The organism is Actinomadura sp. NTSP31, from assembly GCF_041951385.1.
GTDB classification, from domain to species: Bacteria; Actinomycetota; Actinomycetes; order Streptosporangiales; family Streptosporangiaceae; genus Spirillospora; species Spirillospora napierensis.
The window spans coordinates 109,771-131,779 of sequence record NZ_JBGNUT010000005.1 but is presented as its reverse complement, the minus strand read 5'-3'; the positions used below and the strand labels follow the sequence as shown (position 1 = coordinate 131,779).

Here is a 22,009-nt window from a genome sequence, read left to right as displayed (position 1 = left end):
GTGGATCGTGAACTGTCCGACGCGCTCGCCGGGATGCCGTACGTGAGCCTGGCCGACCCGGTGAAGGCGCGGGCCGCGATGCGGGACCTCGCCGCCGCGCTGGACGGCGGCGCGGCGGCGGACGAGCGCGTCGAGGTCGCCGACCGGACGGTCGCGGGCGGCGTGCCCGTGCGGATCTACCGGCCGGAACGGCCCGCCGGTCCCGCGTTGGTGTACTTCCACGGCGGCGGCTTCGTCACCGGCGATCTGGAGAACGAGCATCGCCGTTGCCTGGACTTCGCCGCGGACCTCGGCATCGTGGTGGTGTCGGTGGACTACCGCCTGGCGCCGGAGCATCCGTTCCCCGCGCCGTTCGAGGACGCCTGGGCGGCGACCGTCTGGACGCACGCGCACGCGGCCGGGCTCGGTGCCGACCCCGGCCGGATCGCGGTCGGCGGCGGCAGCGCGGGCGGCGGGCTGGCGGCGGCGGTGGCGCTGCGGGCGCGGGACGAGGGCGGGCCGCCGCTCGCCTTCCAGTTGCTGCTCTATCCGGTGCTCGACGACCGCATGGACACCCCGTCGATGCGCGAGTACACCGAGCCGCCGCTGTTCAACCGGGGCGAGGTGGAGCACATGTGGCGCCACTACCTCGGCCCGGCCAGGGGGGCGCCGGGCTGGGAGACACCGGTGTACGCGGCTCCGGCCCGCGCGCCGGACCTGTCGGGGTTGCCGGCCGCGTACGTGCTGGTGGCCGAGGCCGATCCGCTGCGCGACGAGGACTTCGCGTACGCGCGGCGGATGGCCGAGGCGGGTGTGCCGGTCGAGCTGCGGCACGTGCCTGGCGCCTACCACGGCTTCGACGGCGTCCTGTCCGCGGCGGTGGCGCGCCGGGCGCACGATGACCAGCGGGCGGCGCTGCGCAGGGCGTTCCGCCTCGACGCTGGACATCCCGGAACATCAAGTGATTAGATGACTTGACTTCTTCCAGGCTCGAACGAGGTAGCAGATGTCCAAGGATGTGGCCCGGCCCAGTCTCTCCGACGCGCTCACCGAGCGCGTGCTGGAGGTGATCCGCGCCGGCGGGCTGCGTCCCGGCGACCGGCTGCCCTCGGCGCGGGAGCTGTCGGAGCGCTTCGCGGTGACCACACCCACTCTCCGCGAAGCGCTCCGCCGGCTCGAGGCCACCGGGGCCGTCCAGATGCGGCACGGGTCGGGCATCTACGTGGGCGCCGACCTCGAACGGATGGTCATCCCCAACCCGAACATCCGGCCGTTGCAGGGCGACCAGCTGCTGCAGCTGCTGGACGCCCGGCTGCTCATCGAGCCGCCGCTGGCCGCGCTGGCGGCCAGCCGCGCCGCGCCCGCCGACCTGGAGCGGCTGCGCACCGTGCTGGACCAGGCGGGCCGGCACCTGGAAGGCGAGGACGCCGAGCTGGACGCGGCCAACATGACCTTCCACCGCGCCGCCGCCCATGCGTCCGGCAACGCCGTGCTCGGCGAGGTCGTCGACTCGCTGCTGTCGGTGCACGGCGCCGAGCAGCGGGAGATCCTGCGGATCTTCGACGACCGGCGCCGCGACCACGAGGAGCACCGGGCGATCCTCGGCGCCATCGAGGCCGGCGACGGCGAGCACGCCGAGGAGCTGATGCGCGCGCATCTGCTCGACGTCACGAAGGTCATCGAGTCCCGGCTCACCTGACCGTCCCGCCCCCGGGACATCCGCCCGGCCCCCGGAACACCCGTCCCGCCCGTCCGGACCACCCGCCCCGCACGGGGCCGGCGGTTCCCCCAGCACACCCTCGACACCCCCGCGACGCCCCGAACCCCCCAGATCACTCGGAACACCGTCAGCACGACCTCCAACCCACCCCATGAACCAAGGAGGCCCCCATGCCGTCGATGCGCACGCGCACGACCGCCGTCCTCACGGCGGCCGCGGCGCTGGCCGCGGTCGCGGGCTGCGCCTCGGGCAACGACTCCGGCGGGTCGAAGTCCGGGCTCAGCCTCTACAACGACAAGGGCGCGTGGAAGCCCTTCTTCGAGCAGATGAGCGCGCTGGGCAAGCAGCAGACCGGGCTCGACATGAAGCCGGTGGGATACACCGACGAGCCGACCTACACCGCGTTCATCAAGTCCTCGTTCCGCACCAAGGTCAAGCCGGACCTGTTCACCTGGACCACCGGCGGGCGCCTCGAGGAGATCGTCAAGCAGAACCAGGTCGCCGAGACGACGTCGATCTGGCAGGACGCCATCAAGAGCGGCGACCTCACCCAGGACCTCGCCAAGTACTACACGGTCGGCGGCAAGCAGTACTGCGTGCCGCTCAACACCGCGTACTGGGGCATGTTCTACAGCAAGAAGATCTTCGCGAAGTACGGCCTGACGCCGCCGACGACCTGGGCCGACCTGATGAAGATCGCCCAGACGCTGAAGGGCAAGGGCCAGGTCCCGTTCAACCAGACCACGCCCACCTCGCTGTTCTCCTTCGCCTGGTTCGAGCAGCTGCTCGCCGGCACCGACCCCGACCTGTACGAGCGGCTGTCCACCGGGCAGGCCTCCTACACCGACCCGGGCGTGGTCAAGGTGATGGAGCAGTGGAAGTCGATGATCGACGCCGGCTACTTCTCCAACCCCGGCGACAAGGCCGACCCCGCGGACCACTTCAAGTCCGGCGACGCCGCCATGGTCATCAGCGGCACCTGGTTCAACACCAGCATGACCCAGCGCGGGCTCAAGCAGGGCACCGACTACGGGTTCTTCTTCATCCCCAACGTCGCGCCGTCGCTGCCCAAGCGGTCCCTGGTCTTCGAGAGCGGGCCGCTGTGCTCGCTGCGCAAGGCGCCCGACGCGGCCGCCAGCACCAAGTACCTGAAGTGGTGGATCACCCCCGCCGCGCAGGAGAAGTGGGCCAACGCGCGCGGCGACGTGTCCGGCAACCCGAAGGTCAAGATCGCCGACCCGGAGCTGGACAAGGTCACCAAGGAGGCCGCGGACGGCGGGAACCGGCTCGTGCCGCGCTACTTCGAGGCCGCGCCCGCGCCCGTCCTGACGGCCGCGCTCAGCGGGTTCGACGGCTTCCTCGCCAAGCCCGGCTCGTACATGAAGGTGCTCCAGGACGTCCAGAAGGTCAACGAGGACTACTGGAAGACCCACAAGGCCGGAAGCTGAGCCCGCGATGACCGACCAGACGACCGCCGTGCGCGCGAGGACGCCGCTCGGACGCGCGCGCGGCGGGCAGCGGCGCGGCGGGAGACGCGGGCGCCCCCCGGCCGGGTTCGCGATGCACGGCCGGTTCCGGCACGCCTACCTCACCCCGGCCGTCCTCTTCGTCGCGGTGCTGATCTACCTGCCGTTCCTGTGGACCGCGTACCTGAGCCTCACCACCTACGACGGCCTCGGGTCGCCGAAGTTCACCGGACTGGACAACTACCGGCGGCTGCTGCAGGACGAGGCGCTGCTCACCTCGATCCGCAACACCCTGCTGTGGGTCGCCGGCACCACGGTCCTGCCCGTCGGGCTCGGCCTGCTGGTCGCGGTGCTGTCGTACAACATCAAGGGCGGCGCCTGGTACCGGCTGCCGTTCCTCATCCCGTACGCGATGTCCGGCGCCGGCATCGGCCTCATCTGGGGCTTCATCCTGCAGCCCGACGGCATGGCCAACCAGGTGCTGACGTTCCTCGGCATGCCCGGCGGCCACACCGAGTTCCTCCAGGACGGCCCGCGCAACACGTTCGCGATGATCGTGGTGTGGGCGTGGCAGCAGCTCGGCGTCAACATGCTGCTGTTCGTGGTCGGCCTCCAGTCGATCCCGCGCTCCCCGATCGAGGCCGCCCGCATCGACGGCGCGTCGGGATGGCAGCTGTTCCGGTACGTCATCTGGCCGCTGATGCGGCCGCTCACCACCGTCGTGTTCGGGCTGGCGCTGGTCGCGAGCCTGAAGACGTTCGACATCGTCTGGGTGATGACGCAGGGCGGCCCCGGCCGGACGTCCGAGACGCTCGCGGTGACCATGTACCGGCAGGTCTTCGTCGCCGACGAGTACGGCTACGGGTCGGCGATCGCCGTGCTGCTGACCACGGTCACCGGGCTCGCCTCCTACCTCTACCTGCGCCACCAGCTCGGCAGGGAGGCCTCCTGATGCGCCGCGTCGTGCTGATCGTCCTCGGCCTGGTGTGGCTGTTCCCGACGTACCTGATCGTCGCGAACGCCGTCCGCCCCGCCGGCGACTACGACCCGTCCGACGCGGTGAAGCCGCCCGGGTCGATGGGGCTGTTCGACAATGTCGGTGAGGCGTGGAGCCGCACCGACGTCGGCGCCACAATCGGCAGCACCGCGATCTACAGCCTGGTCGCGCCCGCGCTCGCGGTGCTGTTCGGCGCGCTCGCCGGCTACGCGATCGTGGTGCTGCGGGTCCGGTTCGGGTTCCTCTGGTTCGTCGTGATCTTCGCGGGCACGGTCGTGCCGTTCCAGATGCTGCTGGTGCCGCTGTTCGTCGGCTACAGCAAGGTCTCGCTGTACGACAACCAGATGGGCCTGGTGCTGGTCCACACCGCGATCAGCGTGCCCCTCGCCGCGCTGGTGATGCGCAACTTCTTCGGCTCGGTGGCCGTCTCGATCTTCGAGGCGGCGCGGCTGGACGGCGCGTCCACGTTCCGCATCTTCTGGCGCATCTACCTGCCGCTGTCGTCGGCCGCGCTGGCCGCCGTGTTCATCCTCGAGTTCACCTACGTCTGGAACGACCTGCTGTTCGGGCTGACGCTGGCGCAGTCCGACAACGTCCGGCCGGTCTGGGCGGAGCTGTCGGCGCTCACCACCGACGTGTACGCCGGGACGCCCGTCCCGGTCGCGCTGGCCGCCGGGCTCGTGGTCTCCCTGCCGACGGTCGTGCTCTTCCTGGCGACGCAGCGGCTGTTCACCCGCGGGCTGACGCTCGCCCAGTTCTGACCCCGGTCACCGTCATTCTGAAAGGACCTGGATGACCAGTCGGCTCCTGACGGAGAGCCTCGGCTCCCCGGACTACGACGGTATCCGCGCCGCCCTCCGCCACGACACCTCCACCGAGGTGCTCGCGGTCCGCGGGCTGTCGGTGCGGGCGGCGGTGGTCCCGCTGTTCAGGCGGGACGCGGCCGGCGCGCTCCGGCAGGCCGTCCGGATCGAGGCGGGCCCCGGGCTGACGCTGCGGCTCGGCGACGCCGAGGAGCGCACCGACGCCGCGGGCCGGGCGACCCTGCTCGTCCCGGCCGTCGACGCCACGCGCCGCCTCACGCTGGAGGTGCGCGACGGCGCGGGCCTCGTCGGCGCCGCCCCGCTCGACGTCACGCCGCAGCGCAAGTGGAGCGTCTTCGTCGTCCACCACTCGCACCTGGACATCGGCTACACCGACACCCAGGGCACCGTCCTGCGCCACCACTTGGACTACCTGGACGCGGCGCTGCGGCTCGCCCGGGAGACCGACGGCCGGCCGGGCGACGCCCGGTTCCGCTGGTCGGTGGAGTCGTCGCTGCCCGCGCTGCGCTGGCTCGCCACCCGGCCGGACGACCAGGTCGCCGAGTTCGTCGACCGGACCCGCAGCGGGAACATCGAGGTCACCGCGTTCCCCATGCAGCTGCACACCGAGGCGTGCTCGACCGACGAGCTGTACCGGCAGCTGCGGTTCGTGAAGGACCTGCGCGACCGCCACGGCATCGACGTCCGCTCGGCGATGCACACCGACATCCCGGGCGCGGTCGTCGGCGTCGTCGACGCGCTGAACGCCGCGGGCGTCCGGTACCTCGCGGCGGCGCACAACTGGGCGGGACGCTCCGTCCCGTACATCACCGGCGGCGACAAGCTCGGCCGCCCGTTCCGCTGGCGGGCGCCGAGCGGCCGCGAGCTGATCGTGTGGTTCACCGACACCCCGCACGGCATGGCGTACATGGAGGGCAACACCGTCGGGCTCGTCGACGGCTACGACCTCGCCGAGGACCTGCTGCCGCGCTACCTGTCCTCCCTCGCCGACCGGCCCTACCCGTACGGGCCCGGCACCTTCGGCTGGTACGCCGCGCCCGGCCAGGTCGGCGCCGACAAGGCCCCCGACGTCCTCGACGCGGTGCACCTGCGGGTGCAGGGCGCGCACGCCGACAACGCCGGCCCGTCGATCATGCCCGCCGACATCGCGCTGCGTTGGAACGCGACATGGGAGTACCCGCGGCTGCGGACGGCGACCAACGCCGAGTTCTTCGAGCACGTCGAGGAGCACCACCGCGACCGGCTCCAGGTCCACGAGGGCGACTGGACCGACTGGTGGGCCGACGGCCTCGGCTCCGGCGCCCGCCCGCTCGGCCACGTCCGGCGCGCCCAGAACGTCCTGCGCACCGCCGAGACGCTGCACGCCCTCGCCGGCGCCGAGGCCGAGGGCCTGGACGACGCCTACGACAAGGCGGCGCTGTTCGACGAGCACACCTGGGGCGCGGCCAACCCGTGGGAGGACGCCGAGGAGGGCACCGACTCCGGCGGCCTCCAGTGGACCCGCAAGTCCGCAGTCGGCTACCAGTCCTACGACGACGCCCTCGACCTGCTGCAGGCCGGGGCGCGGCGGTTCGGCGCCACGCTCGGGCCCGCGCCGGACGCGCTCGCCTCGTTCGCCGTCCTGAACCCCGGCGGCGCCACGCGGACCGACGTCGTCCGCGCGTTCCTGCCGCGCGACGTGGTGCCCGTGGACGTCCCCGTGACGCTGCTCGACGCCCGCACCGGCGAACCGCTGCCGCACCACGAGGAGGAGGTCGACCCCGACGAGTGGCCGACCCGCCCGATCGGCCGCCACCTGGAGGCCGTCGTCCCGGACGTCCCCGGCATGGGCCGCGTGCGCCTCGACGTCGTCCGCGGCGCGACGCCCGCCCCCGAACCGGTCGACCTCGGCCGCGACGGCGTGATCGAGAACGAGTACTACCGCGTCACCTACGACCTCGCCGAAGGCCACCTCGCCTCGATCTTCGACAAGGCCGCCGGACGCGAGCTGGTCAACGCCGACGCCGCCGCCGGGTTCGGGCAGTACGTCTACGACCGGTACGCGACCGCGCCCCACTTCAACCACATGTCCGGGCACATGCTCGTCCACGACAGGACGCTCCTCGGCGACCGCGCCCTCGGCCGGCACGCCGCCGTCGTCAGGTGTGAACGCACCGCCGTGGGAGAACGCCTCATCGTGGAGCTGACCGGTAAGGGCGTCGACTGGATCCGCACGACCCTCGACCTGTACGCGGGCGTGCCGCGGCTCGACCTGCGCTTCCAGCTCGGCAAGCAGCCGACGGCCACCAAGGAGGCGGTCTTCTTCGCCTTCCCGTTCGCGGCCGGCGGCCCGCCCGCGGCATGGGAGCTGACCGGCGGCGTCGGCGGCACCGGCGTGCCGAGCGTCCCCGGATCGGCCGAGCACATGCGCCCGATCCGGCACTGGGTCGCGTTCGAGGACCCCGAACTGACCGTGGCGTGGGCGACGCTGGAGGCGCCCCTCGTCCAGTTCGGCTCCATCCACATGCCGTACGCGCCGTTCCCGCCCACCCTCGACGACGAGCCCGCCACCGTCTACTCCTGGGCGCTGAACAACATCTGGGACACCAACTTCCCGTCCCAGCAGCAGGGCGAGACCACCTTCCGGTACGCCGTCGCGTCCGCCGCCGGCGGGCTCCCGGGCCGGCGGCTCGGCGCCCTCGCCGCGGCCGGGCTCACCGACCCGTTCGTCGCGACGCTGGCGACCGGGACCGGACCGGCGGAGCCGACGGAGGCCTTCGCGTCCGTCGGCGACCCCGACGTGCACGTCACCTCGATCGGGCGGGACGGCGCCGACCTGGTCGTCCGGCTCCGCTCGCTCGCCGCCGCACCCGTCGAGACGACGCTGTCCGTCCCCGGGATGCGCCGCGCCATCGTCGACTCCGGTCTCGGCCGCGACGCCGCGGAGGCGCCCGTCCGGGACGGCGCCGCGACCGTCCGCCTGCCCGCCTGCGGGATCGTCGCCGTCACGGTGAAGGGGAACCTCTAAATGAAGATCACCGGCATCCGGGCCACCACCGTCGCGGTCCCGCTGGAGGCGCCGCTGCTGCACAGCAACGGCGCGCACTGGGGCCGCTTCGTCCGCACGATCGTCGAGGTCGAGGCGGACAACGGCCTGGTCGGGCTGGGCGAGATGGGCGGCGGCGGGCAGAGCGCCGAGGACGCGTTCCGCGCGCTCGCGCCCTACCTGGAGGGGCACGACCCGTTCGAGATGGAGGCCCTCCGCTTCAAGATCGCCAACCCGACGGCGAGCCTGTACAACAACCGCACCCAGATGCTCGCCGCCATCGAGTTCGCCTGCGTCGACCTGGTCGGCAAGCACCTCGGCGTGCCCGCCCACGACCTGCTCGGCGGCCGGGTCCGCGACAGCGTCCCGTTCGCGTCCTACCTCTTCTATCGCTACCCGGGCGCGGACGGCCGGACGCCGGAGGTCCGCACCCCCGAGCAACTCGTCGCGCACGCCCGCGACCTCAAGGAGCGGCACGGCTTCGCCGTCCACAAGCTGAAGGGCGGCGTCTTCCCGCCCGCCTACGAGCTGGAGTGCTACCGCGCGCTGGCCGAGGCGTTCCCGGACGACCGGCTGCGCTACGACCCCAACGCGGTGCTGAGCCTCGACGAGGGACTGCGGTTCGGGAAGGCCATCGAGCACCTCAACAACGACTACCTCGAAGACCCGGTCTGGGGCCTGGAGGGCCTGCGGCTCGTCCGCGAACGGGTGAGCACCCCGCTGGCCACCAACACCGTCGTCGTCAACTTCGAGCAGCTCGCCACCAACGTGCTGCACCGCAGCGTGGACGTGGTGCTCCTCGACACGACGTTCTGGGGCGGCATCCGCGCGTGCGTGAAGGCCGCCGGGATCTGCGACACCTTCCAGCTCGGGGTGTCGGTGCACTCGTCGGGAGAGCTCGGCATCCAGCTCGCCACCATGCTGCATCTCGGCGCCGTCCTGCCGAACCTCACCTATGCCGCCGACGCGCACTACCACCACCTCGCCGGCGACGTCATCGAGGGCGGCCCGTTCCGCTACGCGGACGGGCGGATCGCGGTGCCGTCCGGGCCCGGCCTCGGCGTCACGCTGGACCGTGACAAGGTCGCCGAGTACGCCGAGCTCTACCGGGAACTGGGCGACTACCCGTACGACCGCGACCCGGGGCGCCCCGGCTGGTACCCGCTCGTCCCGAACGAGCGGTGGGCCGACCCGGCGGCGCCGCTGGCCGCGCTCTAGCCCCGGACGGCGCACCCGGCGGCCTGGCATAGCCTTTCCGGCATGATCCGCCCTGCCGCCCCCGGTGACGTCCCCGCGATCCTCCGCCTCATCCGCGAGCTCGCGGAGTACGAGCGCGCCCTGCACGAGGTGAAGGCCACCGAGGAGCAGTTGAAGGAGCGCCTGTTCGGCGACGACCCGCGCGTCCACGCGCTCATCGCCGAGCACGAGGGCCGCGTCGCGGGCTTCGCCGTGTGGTTCCTCACGTTCTCCACGTGGAACGGCACCCACGGGATCTACCTGGAGGACCTGTTCGTCGACCCGGACGTCCGCGGCCACGGCTACGGCAAGGCCCTGCTCACCGAGCTCGCCCGGATCGCCGACGAGCGCGGCTACGAACGCGTCGAGTGGGCGGTGCTCGGGTGGAACAAGCCCGCGATCGGCTTCTACGAGTCCCTGGGCGCCCGCCCGCAGGACGAGTGGACGACCTACCGCCTCACCGGCGACGCCCTCACCAAGGCCGCCCGCTCCTGACGGAACGACCGAGGCCCGGCCCCCACCGGGGACCGGGCCTCGCCGTCGGCCCTGGTCAGGCCTGCTTGGTCTCCCAGAAGATCTTCGAGATCTCCTCGATCTTGGCGAGCAGGTCGTCGGCGACCTTGGGGTCCATGCTGCCCTTGGTGCCGGAGGCGCCGGCGAGCTTGGTGGCCTCGTTGAACAGCTGGTGCAGCTGCGGGTACTTCTCGAAGTGCGGCGGCTTGAAGTAGTCGGTCCAGAGCACCCAGAGGTGGTGCTTGACCAGCTCGGAGCGCTGCTCCTTGATCAGGATCGCGCGGGCGCGGAACTCCGGGTCCTCGTTGGCCTGGTACTTCTCGGCGATCGCCTTGACCGACTCGGCCTCGATCCTGGCCTGCGCCGGGTCGTAGACGCCACACGGCAGGTCGCAGTGCGCGGAGACCGTGGTCTTCGGGCGCAGAAACTTGAACACCTGCGATTCCCTTCCCTCGTTGCGGATCATGCTCAGGGCACCGACATTACCCTTGTGCTCCCGGGCCCGTCCGGCCAGGGCGCTCGGTATTTCGGCCTAGGACCGGGCCGCGGCGCGGCCCGGCGCCCTTTCCCGGTGATGGTGACCCGTGGCCGCGCGACTATGCGGCCGAACGCGCGAAAAGCGCCGCGCAGGAAGGCGAGGAGAGCGATGCGGATGCGCCACCCGGTGGCCTGGACGCTCGGCGGGGCGGTGCTGCTGGCGCTGGCCGGGACGCGCGGGCGGCTGCGGACGGTCGCGGTGACCGGCGACTCGATGCTGCCGGGGCTGGCACCGGGGGACTGGCTGGTGGTGCTGGCGGGCGCCCGGCCGCGTCCCGGGGACGTCGTGGTGGCGCGGCACCCCGAGCGGGCGGACGTGCTGATCGTCAAGCGGGTGGCGCACCGCTCCGGGGACGGCTGGTGGCTGGAGAGCGACAACCAGCGGGCCCGCGGCCGCCGCGACAGCTGGGACTTCGGCGCGGTGCCGGACCGCCGGGTCCTCGGCCGGGTCGTGGCGCGGTACTGGCCGTGGCGGCGGGTGTCCGTCCGCCCGGGGGCCGGTCGGCCCGCGGACGGACGGTAGCGGCGCGGCCCGCATCCCGTGGTGGGGACGCGGGCCGCGCATCACGCCGCGCCGCATCGGGCGGGACGCGGGAGGTCAGATGCGGTTGACGCCCTCGGCGCGGGCCTGCGCGGCGACCGCGGCGGTGACGGCGGGCGCGACGCGGTCGTCGAAGGGGTTGGGGATGATGTAGTCGGCGGTGAGGTCGTCGCCGACGATGTCGGCCAGCGCGTTCGCGGCGGCCAGCTTCATGCCCTCGGTGATGGAGTGCGCGCGGACGTCCAGCGCGCCGCGGAAGATGCCGGGGAAGGCGAGCACGTTGTTGATCTGGTTGGGGAAGTCGCTGCGGCCGGTCGCGACGACCTTGGCGTGCCGGAGCGCGACCTCGGGGTGCACCTCGGGGGTGGGGTTGGAGAGGGCGAACACGATCGCGCTGTCGGACATGGTGGCGACGCACGACTCGTGGACGGTGCTGCCGGACAGGCCGATGAACACGTCGGCGCCGCGCAGCGCCTCCTCGGTGGAGCCCTTCAGGTGGGACCGGTTGGTGATCGCGGCGATCCGCTGCTTGACGGGGTTGAGCCCGTCGCGTCCCTCGTGGATGAGGCCCTTGCTGTCGGACAGCGCGATGTCGCCGATGCCGGCCTCGATGAGGATCTGCGAGACGGCGATGCCGGACGCGCCGGCGCCGGCCACGACGGCGCGCAGCTCCGACAGCGGCTTGCCGACGAACCGGGCGGCGTTCTTCAGCGCGGCGAGCGCGACGATCGCGGTGCCGTGCTGGTCGTCGTGGAAGACGGGGATGTCGAGGGCCGCGCGGAGCCGGTCCTCGATCTCGAAGCACCGGGGGGCGCTGATGTCCTCGAGGTTGATGCCGCCGAAGCTCGGCGCCAGCCGGGTGACGGTGTCGACGATCTCGTCGACGCCGGTGCAGTTCAGCGCGATCGGCACGGAGTCGACGTCGGCGAACTCCTTGAACAGCAGCGACTTGCCCTCCATGACGGGCATGGAGGCGGCCGGGCCGATGTCGCCGAGGCCGAGCACGGCGGTGCCGTCGGTGACGACGGCGACGACCCGGGAGGTCCAGGTGTACTCGTAGGCGAGCTCGGGGTTGTCGGCGATGGCCGTGCACACCCGGGCGACGCCGGGGGTGTAGGCGAGGGACAGATCGTCCTTGTTGCGGACCGGGATGGTCGACCGCATCTCCAGCTTGCCGCCGCGGTGCAGCGGGAAGGCCGGATCGTCGTCCAGTGAGAGCGGTTCGGTGGGAATGGGCTCGGCAGCCACAGCGACCCCTGTCTGAAAGTTGGCTTTCGGGCGATGCCGCCGCGGTGGTGTGGTCTGGTGGCCGTCACCTGGTGGACATCTCGCGACGTACGGGGGTCACCCGTTGTCCGATTGTGCCATACGGGGTGCCGCCGGTCCGGGGGCGTGGCGGTGGCGGCCGTCACTGATCGGCACGGACGGTAGCGTGATCTTCGCGTACAGTGCCGGGACGCAGGGTGGCGGCGCGGGCGCCGGGCCGCCTCGTTGTCCGATTGTGTCGGACCCTTTATCCGCATTGGGTGGTGTGTGCGCCAAAATGTGCACTTGACCTCAGGATCCATGGGGGATCCCGACGCAACCACTGGAGGGGGACCTGTGATCACCGGTTCTCTGCGCCGCCATGCCGTCGCGGCTGGCGCGCTCGTGCTGACAGGCGCCCTCGCCCTGTCGGCCTGCGGCGACGACAACGATTCCGGCGGCGGTACCGCGCCGAAGACCAGCGCGGACGCCAAGCTCGCCGCCCTGGTGCCGGCCGGCGTCAAGAGCGACGGCAAGATCATGGTCGGCTCGGACGCGTCCTACCCGCCCAACGAGTCGGTCGACCCGGCCACGCAGAAGATCCACGGCTGGGACGTGGACCTGTTCACCGCGGTCGCCGGCAAGCTCGGGCTGAAGGTCGAGTTCCAGAACGCGGGCTTCGACACGATCATCCCGGGCGTCCAGTCCGGCAAGTACGAGGTGGGCGTCTCCTCCTTCACCGACACCAAGGAGCGCGAGCAGGCCGTCGACTTCGTCACCTACTACTCGGCCGGCACCGCCTGGGCGACGCTCAAGGGCAACCCCAAGGGCGTGAACCCCGACGACGCGTGCGGCAAGACCATCGGCGTCCAGCAGGGCACCGTGCAGGTCGACGACCTGAAGAAGCGCAGCCAGAAGTGCGCCGCCGCGGGCAAGCCGGGGATCAAGTCGGTCGTCCGCAAGCAGCAGACCGAGGTCAACAACGACCTGGTCGCCGGCAAGGTGGACGGGATGGCCGCCGACTCGCCGATCGTCGGCGACGCGGTGAAGAAGACCGGCAAGCTGGACATCATCGGCCAGGTCTACGACACCGCGCCGTACGGCTACACCATCGGCAAGAACTCCGGCCAGCTGAAGGAGGCCGTGCAGGGGGCGCTGAAGGCGCTCATCGCCGACGGCACCTACAAGAAGATCCTCACCGAGAACGGCGTGGAGAGCGGCGGCATCACCGATCCGGTGATCAACGGCGCGACGAGCTGATCGGATGACGGTCGACAACGAGGTCGAGAAGGGGCGGCCCGAAGCGATCCGGGCCGTCCCGGTCCGGCACCCGGGCCGCTGGGTGGGCGCGGCGGTCATCGCGGTCCTGGTCGCGATGTTCGTCCACTTCCTGCTCACCAGCAAGTCCCTGGACTGGTCGGAGCAGTGGAAGTACCTGTTCTCCGACGCGGTCCTGAAGGGCGTCCGCAACACCATCTGGCTGACGCTGGCGGCGATGCTCGGTGGCGTGGTGCTCGGCATCATCCTCGCCCTCATGCGGATGTCGTCCAACCCGCTGCTCAGCGGCGCGGCATGGGTGTACCTGTGGTTCTTCCGCGGGACCCCGCTGTACACGCAGCTGCTGATCTGGGGCGCGGTCGGCAGCCTGTTCCCGACGCTGAGCGTCGGGATCCCGTTCGGCCCGGAGTTCCACACCTGGAAGACCCAGTCGCTGATCAACGTGGCGATCGCCGCGGCGCTGGGGCTGATCCTCAACGAGGCCGCCTACATGGCGGAGATCGTCCGGGCGGGGATCCTGTCGGTGGACGAGGGCCAGCAGGAGGCGGCGAGCGCGCTCGGCATGTCCCGCGCGCAGACGATGCGCCGGATCGTGCTGCCGCAGGCGATGCGGGTGATCGTCCCGCCGACCGGCAACGAGGCGATCTCGATGCTGAAGAACACCTCGCTGGTGGCGGCCGTCCCGTACTCGGAGCTGACCTTCACCGCGCAGACCATCTACGCCAGCACCTACAAGATCATCCCGATGCTGGTGATGGCGTGCCTGTGGTACCTGCTGATCTCCTCGGTGATGATGATCGGCCAGTACTACCTGGAGCGCCACTACAGCCGGGGGACGAGCCGGGGCGAGGCGTCCCGGCAGCGGCTCCGCTTCCGCGGCGGCGGGGGCGCGCAGTGAAGGGGGGCGCCGTGACCGACCTCACGAAGCAGGAGCCCGCCGGCGCCGGGCCCATGGTCAAGGCCGAGCAGGTGCACAAGTCGTTCGGGCGGCTCGAGGTGCTCAAGGGCATCGACCTGGAGGTCATGCCGGGCGAGGTGATGTGCGTCATCGGCCCGTCCGGGTCCGGCAAGTCGACGTTCCTGCGCTGCATCAACCACCTGGAGAAGATCAACGCCGGGCGGCTGTGGGTGAACGGGCACCTCGTCGGCTACCGGCAGGTCGGCGAGAAGCTGCACGAGCTGCGCGACCGGGAGGTCGCCGCGCAGCGCCGCGAGATCGGCATGGTGTTCCAGCGGTTCAACCTGTTCCCGCACATGACGGCGCTGGAGAACGTCATGGAGGCGCCGTGCCGGGTGAAGCGCAAGGCCAAGTCGCAGGCGCGCGAGGAGGCCGTCGCGCTGCTCGGCCGGGTCGGCCTCGGCGACAAGGCGCAGACCTACCCGGCGCAGCTGTCCGGCGGGCAGCAGCAGCGGGTGGCGATCGCGCGGGCGCTGGCCATGGAGCCGGCGCTGATGCTGTTCGACGAGCCGACGTCCGCGCTGGACCCGGAGCTGGTCGGCGAGGTGCTGGAGGTCATGAAGCAGCTCGCGCTGGACGGCATGACGATGGTCGTCGTCACCCACGAGATGGGGTTCGCCCGCGAGGTCGGCGACTCGCTCGTCTTCATGGACGGCGGCGTCGTCGTGGAGAAGGGCACGCCCCGCGAGGTGCTGAACAATCCGCAGCATCCGCGCACGCAGGACTTCCTGTCCAAGGTGCTCTGACCGCGGGGCGCCGCGGCGCGCGGTCCGGACGGCCCGTCCCCGCAATGGGGGCGGGCCGTCCGGCGTTCCGGCGGGCGGTTAGCGTGTGTCCATGTTCGCTGTCACGGCCACACAGATCGACGCAGACAATCCGCTGAACGGGCTGACGCTGGGGGAGCGGCCCGATCCCGAGGTGCCGGACGGCTGGACGACCGTCACGGTGCGGGCCGCCGCGCTCAACCACCACGACCTGTGGTCGCTGCGCGGCGTCGGGCTCCCCGCCGACCGGCTCCCGATGATCCTCGGCTGCGACGCCGCGGGCGTCGACGAGGACGGCAACGAGGTCATCGTGCACTCGGTGATCGCCGACCCGGACCGGGGCGGCGGCGACGAGACCCTCGACCCGAAGCGGTCGCTGCTGTCGGAGCGGTATCTGGGGACCCTCGCCGAGAAGGTCGCGGTGCCGCGCCGCAACCTGATCCGCAAGCCGGCGGAGCTGTCGTTCGCGGAGGCCGCGTGCCTGCCGACGGCGTGGCTGACCGCCTACCGGATGCTGTTCGACAAGGCGGGGCTGCAGCCGGGCTCGACGGTGCTGGTGCAGGGCGCGGGCGGCGGCGTCGCGACCGCCGCGATCGCGCTGGCGTCGGCGGCGGGCTTCCGGGTGTTCGCGACGAGCCGCAGCGAGGCCAAGCGCAAGCGCGCCCTGGAACTCGGCGCGGACGTCGCGGTCGAGTCCGGCGCGCGGCTGCCCGAACGGGTCGACGCGGTCATCGAGACGGTCGGCGAGGCGACCTGGTCGCACTCGCTGAAGTCGCTGCGGCCCGGCGGCCGGATCGTGGTGTCGGGGGCCACCAGCGGCCAGGTGCCGCCGGCGGAGCTGAACCGGGTGTTCTTCCTGCAGCTCCAGGTCGTCGGCTCCACGATGGGCACCCGGGAGCAGCTGGAGCGGCTGGCGCGGTTCCTGGTCAAGACGGGCACCCGCCCGCTGATCGACCGGACGCTGCCGCTCGCGCAGGCGCGCGACGGGTTCGCCGCGATGGCCGAGGGCGACCTCTTCGGCAAGATCGTCTTCACCCCGTAGCCGTCGGGCCGCGGCGGGTCGTCGCCCTGGGACGCCCCATCCCGGCGACTCGCCGCGGCCGGCCGCGGGGCGGGTCAGTCGCGGGCGTCGATGTCGCGGTCGAGGATCTCGGTGCGGAGGCGGTCGCGGGTCTCGTCCAGGAGGGCCTGGACGGCGGTCAGGTCGTCGTCGCTGAGGCGGGACGGCTTCGCGGCCTTGCGGACGTCCTCGACGAACCCGCGCAGCAGCCGCTCCAGCTTCAGGCGGGCGATGTCGTCGCGGCTGCCGGTCGCCGTCTTCCAGGCGTCCTCCCAGTTCTGCCGCCACTCCTCCTTCCACGCCTGCTTCTGCTCGCGCCAGAAGTCCTTCTGCCGCCGCCACTCGTCCTTCTGCCGGCCGGTGGTCTCCTTCCACGCCTCCTTGGACGTGCCCCTGCCCTGGTCGCGCATCGTCCGCGCGGCCTCGGTCAGCTCCTCGCGCAGCGACCGGACGGTCTGCCGGACGTCCTGCTGGACGCCGCGCGCGAACTCCTGCGCGGACGCGGTGATCTCGTCCTCCAGCTCGGCCAGCTCGTCCATCCGGCGCTCCAGCTCCGCGCGGCCCTTGTCGGTCAGCGAGTACACCTTCTTGCCCTTGACCACCTCGTGGGTGACCAGGCCCTCCGCCTCCAGCCGGGCCAGCCGCGGGTAGATCGTCCCGGGGGAGGGCGAGTACACCCCGAGGAACCGGTCCTGCAGGATCCGGATCACCTCGTAGCCGTGCCGCGGGCTCTCCTCCAGCAGCTTCAGCAGGTACAGCCGGAGCCGGCCGTGGCCGAAAACGGGGCTCAACTCACTTCTCCATTCGCGGGGTGCGGATCTTCGGGGCGTCGTCCTCGCGGCCGAGCAGCGTGATCGAGCCGGACACCGAGTTGACCGACAGCCGCCCCGACCCGTCGCCGATCTTGCCGGAGACGGTGGTGGCGACGGCCCGGTCGGCCCGGCCGAGCTCGGGGAACGACGTCTCGATCCGGCCGGCGGCGGCGTTCAGCGACACCCGCGCGCCGGCGGACTCGGGGACGCGCAGCGCGACCTCCCCGGAGACGGTGTTGACGTCGACGCGGCCGTCGCCGACCAGGTCGACGTCGGCGGCGATGCGGCCGCTGACGGTGCGGGCGGTGAGCTGCTCGACGGCGCCGCCCGCCAGCGCCAAGTCGCCGGAGACGGAGGTGAACGACACCGTCCCGTCCAGGCCCTGCGCCTCGATGTCGCCGGAGACCGTGTTGGCGTCGACCGCGCCGGTCACCCCGTCGAGCGTGATGCCGCCGGACGCGCACTTGATCGACGTGCGGGCGGTCAGCCCGGTGATCAGCGCGTCGGCGGACACCAGGTTGACCGTGACGGGGCAGTCGTGCGGGACGGTCACGGTGATCGCGACGCGGGCGCGGTGGGTGCGCAGCCAGCTCAGCACGCCCTCGACGAGCCGCTCATGGGTGATCGTCAGCATCCCGGCCTCGTGCGTGATCGCCAGCGGCGGCCCCTCGATCTCGCCGACCATGACGGACGGCCGCTCGTCGGAGGCGAGCACCGAGACGCTTCCGGCGATCAGCGTCGTGCGCAGCGCGACCACGCCGTCGAAGTCGAGGGTGGCCGGTTCGTCGATCGTCCAGCGCGGCATCGCCTCTTGCCCTTCATCCGAGCGTCCTGTCGCTTAACACGATATGTCGCGTCAACGAAAAGTCAAGATGTATCGCGATTCCGGTGCGCCGGACGGCGTCAGCCGTCGTCCTCGTCGTCGAGGCGGGCGAGCCAGGTCGCCAGGCGCTCGACGGGCGTCTCGAACTCGGGGTTCAGGTCGACGAACTCGCGGAGCCGCTCGGCCAGCCACGTCAGGCTGACCTCCTCCGCCCCCCGGCGCTCGGTGAGCTCCTCGATGCCCCGATCGGTGAAGTACATGCGGATTCATTCCCTCTAACGCAGCCGCTCCGCGCCCCCCGCCGCGGCGGGGGACGCGGAGCGGCATGTGCCTGCCGTCTACGCCGGTGACGGCGTCAGAACAGCCTGGACAGCAGCGCCTCCTGCTCGGCCTGGTGCAGCTTGGCCGAGCCCACCGCGGGCGAGGACGACGCCGGGCGCGACACCCGCGACATCTTCAGGCCCTCGATGTGGTGCGGGAGCTTCAGCGCCATGAACGGCCAGGCGCCCATGTTCGCCGGCTCGTCCTGGACGAAGACGACCTCGACGCCCGCCGGGTACTTGGCCAGCTCCGCCCTGATCTCGTCGACCGGCGGCGGGTAGAGCCGCTCGACCCGGACGACCGCGGTGTCGTTCGCGCCCGCCGCGTCGCGGGCCTTCGCCACCTCGTAGTAGATCTTGCCGGTGGTCAGCAGCACCCGCTTCACGCCCGCCGGGTCCACCGCCGGGCTGCTCTCCGGGATGACCGGCTGGAACGCGCCCGAGGTGATCTCCTCGACCGGCGACGTCGCGGCCTTCAGGCGCAGCAGCGACTTCGGCGTGAACACCACCAGCGGCTTGCCCCGGCTCGACAGCACCTGCCAGCGCAGCAGGTGGAAGTAGTTCGCCGGCGTCGTCGGGTAGGCGACCGTCATGTTGTCCTGCGCGCACAGCTGCAGGTACCGCTCGATCCGCGCGGACGAGTGGTCGGGCCCCTGCCCCTCGTAGCCGTGCGGCAGCAGCAGCACCAGGCTGGAGCGCTGGCCCCACTTCTGCTCGCCGGACGAGATGTACTCGTCGACCACCGACTGGGCGCCGTTGGCGAAGTCGCCGAACTGCGCCTCCCACGCGACCAGCGCGTCCGGGCGGGTCATCGAGTAGCCGTACTCGAAGCCCATCGCCGCGTACTCGCTGAGCAGCGAGTCGTGCACGTAGAACTTCGACACGCCCTGCCCGAACTGCTTGAGCGGGGTGTGCTCCTCGCCGGTCTTGCGGTCCACCAGCACCGCGTGCCGCTGCCCGAACGTGCCGCGCCGGGTGTCCTGCCCGACGAGCCGCACCGGGTGGCCGTCCATCAGCAGCGAGCCCATCGCCAGCAGCTCGCCGGTCGCCCAGTCGATCGCGTCGTCCTCGATCATCTGCGCGCGGCGCTGCAGGATCGGCTGCAGCCGCGGGTGCGGGGTGAAGCCCTCCGGCAGGCTGACCTGCGTCTCGATGATCCGCTTGACGGTCTCCTGCGGGATCGCCGAGCCGGCCTTGCCGTGGTCGATCGGGATGCGCTCCTCGACGTCCGGCTTGACCACCGAGCCCGGCTCCAGGGGCTTCTTCACGGCCTCGCGGGTCTCGGTGAAGGCCCGCTCCAGCTGCTCCTGGTAGTCGCGCAGCGCCTGCTCGGCCTCCTCGACCGTGATGTCGCCGCGGCCGATCAGCGCCTCGGTGTACAGCTTGCGGACCGAGCGCTTGGCGTCGATCAGGTCGTACATCAGCGGCTGGGTGAACGAGGGGTTCTCGCCCTCGTTGTGGCCCCGGCGCCGGTAGCAGACCATGTCGATGGCGACGTCCTTCTTGAACGTCTGCCGGTACTCGAACGCCAGCCGCGCCACCCGCGCGCACGCCTCCGGGTCGTCGCCGTTGACGTGGAAGATCGGCGCCTGGATCATCCGGGCCACGTCGGTGGCGTACACGCTGGACCGCGAGTACTCCGGCGCGGTGGTGAACCCGACCTGGTTGTTGATGATCACGTGCACGGAGCCGCCGGTGCGGTAGCCGCGCAGCTGCGACAGGTTCAGCGTCTCGGCCACCACGCCCTGCCCGGCGAACGCGGCGTCGCCGTGGATCAGGATCGGCAGCACCGTGAACCCGGCCTCGCCGACGTCCAGGAGGTCCTGCTTGGCGCGGACGACGCCCTCCAGCACCGGGTCGACCGTCTCCAGGTGGGACGGGTTCGCGACCAGCTCGGTGTGGATCTTCGAGCCGTCGTCGGCGACGAAGTCGCCGGACGCGCCCAGGTGGTACTTCACGTCGCCGGAGCCCTGCGCGCTGCGCGGGTCCAGGTTGCCCTCGAACTCGCCGAAGATCTGCCCGTAGGACTTGCCGACGATGTTGGCGAGCACGTTCAGCCGGCCGCGGTGCGCCATCCCGATGACGACCTCGTCCAGGCTCTCCTTCGCCGCCGCGGAGATCACCGAGTCCAGCAGCGGGATGACCGACTCGCCGCCCTCCAGCGAGAACCGCTTCTGCCCGACGAACTTGGTCTGCAGGAACGTCTCGAACGCCTCGGCGCTGTTCAGCCGGCGCAGGACGTGCAGCTGCTCCTCGCGGGACGGCTTCTCGTGCGGGACCTCGACGCGCTCCTGGATCCAGGCGCGCTCCTCCGGGTCCTGGATGTGCATGTACTCGATGCCGACCGTCCGGCAGTACGCCATCCGCAGCACGCCGAGGATGTCGCGCAGCTTCATCGTCGGCTTGCCGCCGAACCCGCCGGTGGCGAACTCGCGCTCCAGGTCCCACAGGGTGAGGCCGTGCTTGAGGATGTCGAGGTCGGGGTGGCGGCGCTGCTTGTACTCCAGCGGGTCGGTGTCGGCCATCAGGTGGCCGCGGACCCGGTAGGCGTGGATCAGCTCGTGCACCCGGGCGATCTTGGCGACGTCGTCCTCGTGGCCGGCGGAGATGTCCTTGACCCAGCGCACCGGCTCGTACGGGATGCGCAGCGCCTCGAAGATCTCGTCGTAGAAGCCGTCCTCGCCGAGCAGCAGCTGGTGGATGCGGCGCAGGAAGTCGCCGGACTGGGCGCCCTGGATGATCCGGTGGTCGTAGGTGGAGGTCAGCGTCATGACCTTGCTGATCCCCATCCGGGCCAGCGTGTCCTCCGACGCCCCCGCGAACTCGGCCGGGTACTCCATCGCGCCGACGCCGATGATGGTGCCCTGGCCGGGCATCAGCCGCGGCACCGAATGCACCGTTCCGATCGTGCCCGGGTTCGTCAGGCTGATCGTGGTGCCCTGGTAGTCCTCGATGGTCAGCTTGTTGCCGCGCGCCTTGCGGACGATCTCCTCGTAGGCGGCCCAGAACTGGCGGAAGTCCAGCGTCTCGGCGGCCTTGATGCTCGGCACGACCAGCTGCCGGGAGCCGTCCGGCTTCTGCAGGTCGATCGCCAGCCCGAAGTTGACGTGCTCCGGCCGGACCAGCACCGGCTTGCCGTCCACCTCGGTGAACGCGGCGTTCATCTCGGGCATCGCCGCGAGCGCCTTGACGATCGCGTACCCGATCAGGTGCGTGAAGGAGACCTTCCCGCCGCGGCCGCGCTTGAGGTGGTTGTTGATGACGATGCGGTTGTCGATCAGCAGCTTGGCCGGGACGGCGCGCACGCTCGTCGCGGTCGGCACCGCCAGGCTGGCCTCCATGTTGGTGGCGGTCCGGGCGGCGACGCCGCGCAGCCGCACCTCCTCGGCGCCCGCCGGCACCGGCGGCGGGGCCGGCCGGTCGGCCTTCGGCGCCGCCTTGGCGGCCGGCCCGCCCGCCGCCGGGGCGGGGGCCTTCGGCGGTGTCACCGGCGGCTGCGGTGTCGGCGGAGCGGCCGCGGTGCCGTTGGCGGCCGCGCCGGCCGCCGTTCCGGTGCTCGTCTGGGGTGCGCCGGGGGACGCGGGGGTCACGGACGACGGCCGGGTGTCCGGCTGGTAGTCCGCGAAGAAGTTCCACCAGGCTTCGTCAACCGAGTTGGGGTCTTCGAGGTACTTCTGGTACAGCTCGTCGACCAGCCACTCGTTGGCACCGAAATCTGTGATCTTTGGGTCGGCACTAGTTTGCGACGACTCTGTCGACACGGCGGAGATCGCCCTCTTCCGCAGCTCGCAGGTGAGATAAGAGACCTATCAAGGCTACTCGCACTTGACCTCTTCCCATGCCAGCGCGTTGCGATTGCGCTCCATTCCCCGGCGGCCACAGGGATCTTGCCGAAGCCGGGGCCGCGCCTC

19 protein-coding genes are annotated in these 22,009 nt (G+C 71.5%); 13 read left to right on the top strand and 6 right to left on the bottom strand.

Annotated features, from left to right (window positions below; all coding sequences use genetic code 11):
* The 8 genes from ACA514_RS10265 (at position 1) to ACA514_RS10230 (ending at position 9,742) form a co-directional block, all read left to right on the top strand.
* Positions 1-948 carry an alpha/beta hydrolase gene (locus tag ACA514_RS10265; protein WP_375040816.1) on the top strand — a complete coding sequence of 316 codons (948 nt, stop codon included), beginning with the start codon at positions 1-3 and terminating at the stop codon, positions 946-948.
* 37 nt (positions 949-985) lie between these two features.
* Positions 986-1,678 (top strand): FadR/GntR family transcriptional regulator, encoded by a 693-nt coding sequence (locus ACA514_RS10260; RefSeq protein WP_375040815.1) that lies wholly within the window; start codon positions 986-988, stop codon positions 1,676-1,678.
* 191 nt (positions 1,679-1,869) lie between these two features.
* A complete protein-coding gene (locus ACA514_RS10255; RefSeq protein ID WP_375040814.1) occupies positions 1,870-3,147 on the top strand; it encodes an ABC transporter substrate-binding protein in 1,278 nt (425 codons plus the stop codon).
* 7 nt (positions 3,148-3,154) lie between these two features.
* The gene (locus tag ACA514_RS10250) at positions 3,155-4,117 is read left to right on the top strand and encodes a carbohydrate ABC transporter permease (RefSeq protein ID WP_375040813.1); all 963 of its coding nucleotides are present in this window, start codon (positions 3,155-3,157) and stop codon (positions 4,115-4,117) included.
* Positions 4,117-4,923, top strand: coding sequence for a carbohydrate ABC transporter permease (locus ACA514_RS10245; protein WP_375040812.1), 807 nt, complete (start codon positions 4,117-4,119; stop codon positions 4,921-4,923). Before ACA514_RS10250 ends, ACA514_RS10245 begins: the two co-directional genes overlap by 1 nt.
* Positions 4,924-4,954: 31 nt before the next feature.
* A complete protein-coding gene (locus ACA514_RS10240) occupies positions 4,955-7,993 on the top strand; it encodes a glycoside hydrolase family 38 C-terminal domain-containing protein (protein ID WP_375040811.1) in 3,039 nt (1,012 codons plus the stop codon).
* A complete protein-coding gene (locus ACA514_RS10235; RefSeq protein ID WP_375040810.1) occupies positions 7,994-9,229 on the top strand; it encodes an enolase C-terminal domain-like protein in 1,236 nt (411 codons plus the stop codon).
* A gap of 42 nt (positions 9,230-9,271) precedes the next feature.
* Complete coding sequence (locus tag ACA514_RS10230) at positions 9,272-9,742, top strand: GNAT family N-acetyltransferase (protein WP_375040809.1); 471 nt, start codon at positions 9,272-9,274, stop codon at positions 9,740-9,742.
* Positions 9,743-9,797: 55 nt separating this feature from the next.
* On the opposite strand, the gene sodN is transcribed toward ACA514_RS10230, so the two are convergent.
* A complete protein-coding gene (gene sodN, locus ACA514_RS10225; RefSeq protein WP_375040808.1) occupies positions 9,798-10,226 on the bottom strand; it encodes a superoxide dismutase, Ni in 429 nt (142 codons plus the stop codon).
* 180 nt (positions 10,227-10,406) lie between these two features.
* Here sodN and sodX point away from each other — a divergent pair, with 180 nt between their 5' ends.
* Positions 10,407-10,820 (top strand): nickel-type superoxide dismutase maturation protease, encoded by a 414-nt coding sequence (gene sodX / locus ACA514_RS10220; protein ID WP_375040807.1) that lies wholly within the window; start codon positions 10,407-10,409, stop codon positions 10,818-10,820.
* Between the two features lie 75 nt (positions 10,821-10,895).
* On the opposite strand, the gene ACA514_RS10215 is transcribed toward sodX, so the two are convergent.
* Complete coding sequence (locus tag ACA514_RS10215; RefSeq protein ID WP_375040806.1) at positions 10,896-12,086, bottom strand: NADP-dependent malic enzyme; 1,191 nt, start codon at positions 12,084-12,086, stop codon at positions 10,896-10,898.
* Between the two features lie 354 nt (positions 12,087-12,440).
* Between ACA514_RS10215 and ACA514_RS10210 the strand changes: the two genes are divergently transcribed.
* The 4 genes from ACA514_RS10210 to ACA514_RS10195 all read left to right on the top strand — a co-directional run bounded on the left by ACA514_RS10210 (position 12,441) and on the right by ACA514_RS10195 (position 16,125).
* Positions 12,441-13,343 carry an ABC transporter substrate-binding protein gene (locus ACA514_RS10210; RefSeq protein ID WP_375040805.1) on the top strand — a complete coding sequence of 301 codons (903 nt, stop codon included), beginning with the start codon at positions 12,441-12,443 and terminating at the stop codon, positions 13,341-13,343.
* A gap of 4 nt (positions 13,344-13,347) precedes the next feature.
* Positions 13,348-14,259, top strand: a complete 912-nt coding sequence (locus tag ACA514_RS10205) for an amino acid ABC transporter permease (RefSeq protein ID WP_375040804.1) — start codon at positions 13,348-13,350, stop codon at positions 14,257-14,259.
* 53 nt (positions 14,260-14,312) lie between these two features.
* Positions 14,313-15,065, top strand: coding sequence for an amino acid ABC transporter ATP-binding protein (locus ACA514_RS10200; protein WP_375041104.1), 753 nt, complete (start codon positions 14,313-14,315; stop codon positions 15,063-15,065).
* Between the two features lie 91 nt (positions 15,066-15,156).
* Positions 15,157-16,125 carry a zinc-binding dehydrogenase gene (locus ACA514_RS10195; protein ID WP_375040803.1) on the top strand — a complete coding sequence of 323 codons (969 nt, stop codon included), beginning with the start codon at positions 15,157-15,159 and terminating at the stop codon, positions 16,123-16,125.
* A 74-nt stretch (positions 16,126-16,199) separates the two neighbouring features.
* On the opposite strand, the gene ACA514_RS10190 is transcribed toward ACA514_RS10195, so the two are convergent.
* From ACA514_RS10190 to ACA514_RS10175, 4 genes are all read right to left on the bottom strand, one after another.
* Complete coding sequence (locus ACA514_RS10190; RefSeq protein WP_375040802.1) at positions 16,200-16,934, bottom strand: helix-turn-helix transcriptional regulator; 735 nt, start codon at positions 16,932-16,934, stop codon at positions 16,200-16,202.
* Between the two features lies 1 nt (position 16,935).
* A complete protein-coding gene (locus ACA514_RS10185) occupies positions 16,936-17,760 on the bottom strand; it encodes a DUF4097 domain-containing protein (RefSeq protein ID WP_375040801.1) in 825 nt (274 codons plus the stop codon).
* 98 nt (positions 17,761-17,858) lie between these two features.
* The gene (locus ACA514_RS10180; RefSeq protein WP_375040800.1) at positions 17,859-18,038 is read right to left on the bottom strand and encodes a DUF6104 family protein; all 180 of its coding nucleotides are present in this window, start codon (positions 18,036-18,038) and stop codon (positions 17,859-17,861) included.
* A 95-nt stretch (positions 18,039-18,133) separates the two neighbouring features.
* Entirely contained in the window at positions 18,134-21,859 is a 3,726-nt protein-coding gene (locus ACA514_RS10175; RefSeq protein ID WP_375040799.1) for a multifunctional oxoglutarate decarboxylase/oxoglutarate dehydrogenase thiamine pyrophosphate-binding subunit/dihydrolipoyllysine-residue succinyltransferase subunit, read from the bottom strand.
* Positions 21,860-22,009 lie beyond the last annotated feature (150 nt).